Source organism: Pedobacter sp., from assembly GCF_035566355.1.
In the GTDB taxonomy this organism is placed as follows: Bacteria; Bacteroidota; Bacteroidia; order Sphingobacteriales; family Sphingobacteriaceae; genus Pedobacter.
This window is the reverse complement of record NZ_DATMRL010000674.1, coordinates 1-7,591: the sequence shown is the minus strand read 5'-3', so window position 1 is coordinate 7,591 and position 7,591 is coordinate 1. Positions and strand designations below refer to the sequence as shown.

General features: G+C 39.2%; 6 protein-coding genes. 5 read left to right on the top strand and 1 reads right to left on the bottom strand.

Annotation, left to right across the window (positions count from 1 at the left end):
• Nucleotides 1-1,812, bottom strand: a 1,812-nt coding sequence (locus tag VNZ46_RS26575) for an ABC transporter permease (RefSeq protein ID WP_325564262.1), incomplete at its 3' end; no start/stop codon positions are given.
• A 266-nt stretch (nt 1,813-2,078) separates the two neighbouring features.
• On the opposite strand from VNZ46_RS26575, the gene VNZ46_RS26570 reads away from it, so the two are divergent.
• From VNZ46_RS26570 to VNZ46_RS26550, 5 genes are all read left to right on the top strand, one after another.
• The gene (locus tag VNZ46_RS26570) at nt 2,079-2,642 is read left to right on the top strand and encodes a FecR family protein (protein WP_325564261.1); all 564 of its coding nucleotides are present in this window, start codon (nt 2,079-2,081) and stop codon (nt 2,640-2,642) included.
• A complete protein-coding gene (locus VNZ46_RS26565) occupies nt 2,620-3,459 on the top strand; it encodes a sterol desaturase family protein (protein ID WP_325564259.1) in 840 nt (279 codons plus the stop codon). Before VNZ46_RS26570 ends, VNZ46_RS26565 begins: the two co-directional genes overlap by 23 nt.
• 18 nt (nt 3,460-3,477) lie before the next feature.
• Nucleotides 3,478-4,086 carry an RNA polymerase sigma-70 factor gene (locus tag VNZ46_RS26560; protein WP_325564257.1) on the top strand — a complete coding sequence of 203 codons (609 nt, stop codon included), beginning with the start codon at nt 3,478-3,480 and terminating at the stop codon, nt 4,084-4,086.
• Between the two features lie 11 nt (nt 4,087-4,097).
• Nucleotides 4,098-5,057 (top strand): FecR family protein, encoded by a 960-nt coding sequence (locus tag VNZ46_RS26555; protein WP_325564255.1) that lies wholly within the window; start codon nt 4,098-4,100, stop codon nt 5,055-5,057.
• An 18-nt stretch (nt 5,058-5,075) separates the two neighbouring features.
• On the top strand, nt 5,076-7,591 hold a 2,516-nt coding region (locus VNZ46_RS26550; protein ID WP_325564253.1), incomplete at its 3' end, for a TonB-dependent receptor.

Below are 7,591 nucleotides of genomic sequence, written 5' to 3'. Positions count from 1 at the left end.
AAGATTTTCAAAGCCTTCCACTTGGATGTCTTTTATGATGCCGACCACCTGGGCTGGTATACTGTCATTTACCCACAGGAATTCGCCGAGCATATTTCCACCATAGGATTTATTTAAACGTTCATTTATAATAATGCTGCTCAAGCTGTCCTGGGCATTTTGAAAATCGAATAGCCTTCCTTTTTGCAATTTGACACCCAATGCTTGCAGACCTTCGAAATTAACAAGTACGGTGTTTATTTTTTTTGATTCATTCTTAAATTTATATGAACCATTTAATTTATGGTTTAAACCAATCATCCCGTCATTACTTCCAACGTATTCAACTCCATCAATATTTTTGATTTGTTTAGCGATCTTTTGACCAAATCCATTTTGGACATTGATAATGGCATTGACATTAAATCCCGGGTCGCGGTTTTCCATATAACTCAATTGCTTGGAGATAATGATGATACTGGTAAGGAAACCTACTGCAATAATGAACTGTAGTGCCACCATTGCGCTTCTCAGGAGTTTACCTTTATGGCTGTGCTCAAAATTACCTTTCAGAACATCCTGAGACTTATAGGCGGAAAGAAAAAAGGCGGGATAAATACCTGTTAGAAGAGATACAACAACAAGTAGCATGATCAGTTCTGCGATGATAACCAGGCTATGCAGATGCCCCAAAAAGGAAAGGGAAAGATTAAATAAGTGATTTAAATAAGGTAAAAAGCCTTCCAGCAGAATTATACTCAAAAACAAGGCTACCGTACATTGTAATGCGATTTCTAATAAAAATTGGATGATCAGTGATTTTTTGTCTGCACCAATGACTTTCTTTACTCCAACTTCTTTTGCCCTTGATACTGCTTGTGCGGTAAACATATTGATAAAGTTGATCATTGAGATGAGCAATAACAACGTAGAAAGTAGTATAACTGGCTTAATCAGACTTAACCAATTGGGGCCATTCAAGGGATTCTGGTGTACATCATATAGTGGTTGGAAACGTACGGAGGGTTTTATTCCCGCTTTAATAAAATTGTTAATTGGTTGTTTTTGTCTTATTAATAAAGCGGATTTAAATGGAAAATAAATAGATTGAGCGATTTGGTTTAGATTGCTTAATGACTGGTCTGTTTTGAACTTGACATAGGTTGTGGCGAAGGAATAGAATTGATCTTCTGTTTTCCTCTGTGGCCAGTATTGAACCAGTTCAAAATTCACTGAACCGGGATATTTGGGTTCTGTCACTACGCCAGTAATTATATAATCTTTTGGCATGGTCCAGTTTTGCTGGTTAATTTTAATGGTTTTCCCAATTGGATTTGTGTTTCCAAAGTGTTTTTTAGCAAAGGATTCCTTGATGACTACACTTTGTGGATTGCTAAAGGCTGTATTGAGATCACCGTATATAAAATGGAATGGGAAAACTTTAAAAAAGGAGGGGCTGGCTGATAAGATGTCTTTTTGCAAAAAGGGCTCCTTTTTGTCAATAATGATGGATTGCGTGTTTACATCTCCAGCCATTTGAGTTACTGCCTCTACTTGCGGCATTGAAGTTTCCAATAGCTCAGCGAACCTTTGGTCTGTGGCATCCATCCATTCTTCCTTGCCTTCTTTTATCGCCCAGAAATCTAATTCATGTACCTGATAGACATTTTTTAGAGAGGGATCCCAGTGGTCGTAGTTTTTTTCGTGGCTGATATATATCAGGATAAAGATAAATCCTGCAAGGCCAAGTGCTAAACCAACCACATTAATACTTGTATAGGTCTTGTTTTTCAGCAGATTTCGCCAGGCTATTTTCAGATTTAGTTTGAGCATATCAAATCCCTTCTACTTTGTTTGTAAAATGCTTCGGCTAAGTTTATGCCAAATTATTTTTCGAATTTAAGTGTCTTGTATTCAGTTTTTTAAATTCAATTATATTTATTTTACGTTCATTAATGTACAGTTGTTGTGCGGTAATGTACAACCTGCGAGCAAAAATATTTTAGGTTCCAATAGTCGTTGGGCTTTTATCTTTTGTATTAGGATGTAATTAACCCAGACAGGGATGGCTGGACAGTTAGAAGTTAAGAGATAAGAAGATGAAAGACATTCAACGTTTAAAAGAACTATATGTACAGTATAAGCAGAAGAAATGCTCTGCAGAAGAGCTGGAGCTTTTTTTTGATCTCCTGGGGCGCCTTTCCTTTGATCGCCTCGGCACATATAGTTTTGCAGGTAGCACACATCATCAGGCCATAACTGGTGTGGGGGAGTGTAAGGAATTTGCACTCTCTGATGGTACTGTAGCGAAACTAGGGCCAGAGAGCAAACTCCATTATGCTGAGATATTTAAAGGTCAAAAAAGATTTGTACAACTGGAAGGACAGGCTGTTTTTAATGTAGTCCAATCTAAGGAGTATCCATTTATAATTCAAACAGGATTGGTGATTGTACAGTCAATGGGTGGTTGTGTTAATGTTTTAGCTTATCCTGAAGAAACAGGGATCAATGTGCTGGTCTTGGAGGGGCAGGCAAATGTTCACATAGAGCGTCCGAATTATAGCCGAAAACTTACCGCCAACACGGGTTGGAAAATTCTCGTTGATAAGACCAGTGGTATCCTTAGAAAGGAATGGATAAATGCACAATATATACTCAATTGACATGGAGGCAGGTGGATTGAAATATGAGCTGCAGGCAGATCCTACTACTATTCAGGTCGGTTTGTTTGCTGGTTTGATTCTGTCTCTATGGTTTGCGGAGCTCTTTGTTTCTACGCAGCCCTGGAAAAGTAAATGGAACCATACTAAGGTAAATCTCCTTTTTACGAGTACGGCTCTGCCTTTGCAGGTTGGGCTGATAGTCATTGTATTGTTGATTTGCAATTGGGTTACGACAAGACATTGGGGTATTTTATATCTGCTGCCTTGGTCTGGATCGGCCTGGATGAGGTACCTGTTTGGATTCTTTTTGCTTGATTTCTTTGAGTATTTTTATCACAGGATGATGCATAAGGTTCACAATTTCTGGCGGTTTCATATGGTACACCATAGTGATCCTGAAGTGGATGTCTCTACAACAGTCAGAGAGCATCCTGGTGAAACTATCCTGCGTGTGTTGTTCCTGGCAGTTGTAGTATTTGTATCAGGGGCTTCGCTCAGTTTGCTGGCCATCAGGCAGACAGTGCAGACCGTATCAAATTTAACTTCTCATACAGACTTGATGCTACCTGTAAAGGCAGACAGGATTTTAAACAAACTGTTTATTACGCCTAATCTTCATCATGTACACCACCATTTTGAACTACCTTATACAGATTGTAATTATGGCGATGTACTGAGCATCTGGGATAGGCTATTTGGCACCTTCAGGGAAAAAAAAGATATAGAATATGGAGTTGATGTGTGGAAAGGGGAGAATGCTTGGAAATTTTTCGATTTGATGAAAGCGCCTTTAAGTAAAATAGACAGGAAACTTTAGGAATAAAGCATCAGAATTATGATAAAAGAATCTGTAAATCCTGAAGTACAAACTGAACTGCTCACCAGGCTGAAAAATGGAGATCAGCGGGCTTTTGCAGAGGTTTATGATCTGTATAGGGGGAGGATTCACAAATATGCTTCCAGACTTTGTAAATCTGGAGAAACAGCTGAGGAAATTGTGCAGGAAGTGTTTGTGCGAATTTGGCAAAAAAGGGATCAGATTGACCCTGATTTGTATTTTGGGGCTTACATTAAAAAGATTACGCTGAACCATGTGATCAACCATCTGAAAAAAGTTGCTAAAGATCGGGCCTTACGCGATAAACTGTTTATTTATATAGAAAATATAAGAAACAGCACAGAGGACAGCCTTTATGAGAAGGAGCTCCGAAAGGTTTATATGGAAGCTATAGATAAACTTCCCCCACAACGAAAACTGGCATATGAGATGAGCAGGAATGATTATCTGAGTCATGAAGAGATTGGCGAGCAACTTGGAATCTCAAAACATACGGTTAAAAACCACATTGTGGAGGCTTCTAAATTTATCCGAACTTATGTTCGTCATCACGCCAGTATCATTTGCTTTATAATTGCAATTGCAGAGTTTATAGACATCAATTAAAAATATGCACTGTGGAAGAAAATAAACACATTAAACTTTTGTACCAGAGATATCTGGATGATATCTGTACAGAAGAGGAAATGAATTCATTTCTGGACCTGATGGAGCAGGATCATCCGCAGGTGAGGGAATTAATGGAACTTACCTGGGAAGAGCAAGAGCAGGAATATACAATAAAAGTCCGGGAGAGAAATCAGATCAACACGGGACCCACTGGTAAAAGAAGCATATTGAAAATGACGGTACTGCTTTCTGTGGCCGCTACACTGGTATTGATTTTAGGTGGTTTATACTTATTAAAGCCCGGTTTTGTGCAAGATATATTTAAGGAAAGTAATCAGCAGGTGTTAACGGGGCCTGGAGAATATAAACAAGTTAATTTAACAGATGGAACAAAGATATGGTTGAGCCCTAACAGTAAACTTGTTTATCCTTATCGGTTTAAAGATGGCAACCGAGCGATCAATTTTACCGGAGAAGCTTTTTTTGAGGTTAAGCATGATCCATCACATCCATTTTTGATTACAACCGGGAGGGTAAATACTACAGTTCTGGGAACGAGTTTTAATATAGCCGCTTATAAGGCGACGCCTACAGTTCGAGTGACGTTATTAAAGGGGAAGGTTGTCGTGGCTATTGAGAATAAAAAACTGCAGATCTTACCCTGTGAACAAGCCAACGTAAATATATCCTCAGAGGTAATTTCGAAGATAGCTTTTCCTGAAGCTGCTGTTTTTTTGAACCAACGGACAGGCCTTTTTATTTATAAAGGGAATTTGCTTTCTCATGTGGTAAATGATTTGGAAAACCATTATAACGTAACTATAAAATTAGACCCGAAATTAATGAACAAGCACTTTTATGGAAATTTAAATATGGATCGTCCAATACTGGAAACTTTAACTAAATTGTGCTTGATTACAGAGATAAGGATGATGAAAAGTGGGGAGAGGTATAAATTATCTCCATAATTTGTACCAAATAGCAAAATGATTCAAATTAGTTCCCGGGTTTTTATTTTTTTGATTTTAGGGTGGCTAATTGGACTGCACAAACCTGTACTTGCTCAGGATTTGCTAGACAAACGGGTCAGTGTAACGATCCGCGAATCTAGGCTTAAAAATGCTCTGGATGAGATTTCCGCAAAAGGAGGTGTAACATTTACCTATGGTGATCGTGTTGCCAACAGTAATTTAAAGCTATCTGTAATTGCAAAAGACCAAACTTTAAAGACTTTACTTACGACTGCCTTTAAAGATAAGGGGTTGTTATTTAGTATATTGGATCAGGAGGTGTATGTCCGTTTCGAGACGTCCATTTTGAAAGCGCCCTTTGTTGAGCATGGAAATTCTGTTCCAAAATATGTAATTAGCGGAACGCTAAGTAAAAAAGAGAGCGGGGAGACTTTGATCGGTGCAAGAGTTAGGGTTCAGGGGCGGGAGACCCTGAGTAACGGTTATGGATTTTATTCTATTACTTTGCCTGCCGGAGTTTATAAGCTTAGTGTAACTTCTATGGGACTAAAAGGAATTTCTATTCCTTTGGAATTAAACAAAGACACTATAATGAACTTAAAATTACAAGAACAGTTACAGACATTGGAAACAGTGGTGGTTCATGAGAAGCGGGATGTACAGAATACTCAAATGGGAATGGAACGGGTAAATATCGGTGACATCAAGCGTATTCCTGTACTTGGGGGCGAACTGGATGTGGTAAAAACATTGCAATTGCTGCCGGGGGTAACTACGATGGGCGAAGGTAGCGGCGGTTTGTTTGTTAGAGGGGGAACCAATGATCAGAACAGAATTCTGCTTGACGAGGCTCCTGTGTATAATGCAACGCATTTGATGGGCTTTTTCTCGACTTTCAATTCAGATGCAATAAAAAATGTAATTCTTTATAAAAGTGGCATGCCGGCTCAGTATGGTGGGGCTTTATCTTCGGTAATAGATGTAAAGATGAACGATGGAAATAATGAGAAATTTGGTCTTAGCGGAGGGATCGGGCTCGTTTCTGCCAGACTTAATGTGGAGGGGCCGGTTCAAAGAGGGCGTTCGTCTTTTTTGGTTTCTGCCCGGAGAACGTATGCCGATCTGTTTCTAAAGCTTTCTCCTGATTCTGCAGTGAGAAACTCCCGTCTTTATTTTTATGACATCAACGCAAAGCTGAATTATATTTTGGGGAATAAGGACCGATTGTATATTTCGGGTTATTTTGGCAAAGATGTCTTTTCTTCTAAAGACATATCGGGCTTGAATTGGGGTAATGCAACTTCTACTTTGCGGTGGAACCATATTTTTAATCCTAAGTTGTTTTCGAACACTTCGTTGATTTTTAGTAATTATGATTATACAGTTCATTATTTCAGCAATCAGAGCTCGCTGGATCTTTTTTCCCAGATCCGGGACTGGAATTTAAAGCAGGATCTGCAATGGTATATCAGTGACCGAAACACCCTGTCTTTTGGACTTAATTCGGTTTATCATGTGATTAAGCCTGGCGAGGCTACTGCAGTTGGATCGGCATTTATATCTCAGAAACTGCAAGATAGGTTTTCGCTGGATAACGGTTTGTATGCGAGTAATATATGGAAAGCGAATGATTTGTTTACTTTGACCTATGGACTGAGGTTATCTTCATTTACGGTACTAGGTAAGGGTGACTACTATCAAGTGGATGATAGAGGAAACGTAACTGCGACTATGAGCTATAAGAATGGGCAGAAAGTGGTGAATTATTTAAACCTGGAACCTCGCGTTTCCGCTTCTTTTGCAATAAATGGAATGAGTTCTTTTAAAGCCTCTTATGTTCGCAACGTCCAAAATCTGCATTTGATTTCTAATTCTAGTGTAATCGACCCTACAGACCGTTGGGTGGCCAGTTCCAATTTGATTAAACCAGAGGTCAGTGATCAGGTTTCTTTGGGGTATTATAAAAACATGGCTTCTAATGTCTGGGAACTGAGTGCCGAACTCTATTATAAGGCATTAAAAAACCAGATTGATTACCGCAATGGGGTCGATCTTTTTACGAACCGGCCTATTGAGACACTCCTGCTGTATGGAAAGGGCAGGGCTTATGGGTTGGAATTGTTGTTAAAGAAGAAAACAGGGCGGCTTACTGGTTGGCTGGGTTACACTCTGTCAAAATCGGAAAGAAAGATTGATGGAATAAATGATAACCTTTGGTATAACGCCCGTCAGGACAGGACACATGATATTACCCTGGTGGGATTGTTCCAGCTCAACCCGAAATGGACGCTTTCTGCAAATTGGGTGTTTGCAACAGGGAATGCGGTGACTTTTCCTAATGTAAAGTATGATGTGCTTGGTTATAGCTATTATTATTTTAAAGCTAGGAATGCGGATCGTATGCCGAGTTACCACAGGCTTGATCTTGGTATTACCCGTTCTCTGAAAAAAACGAAGGGTTACTCTTCAGATCTGAATTTTAGTCTTTATAATGCATATGGGCATAAGAATGCCTATAGAGTTGTTTTCAG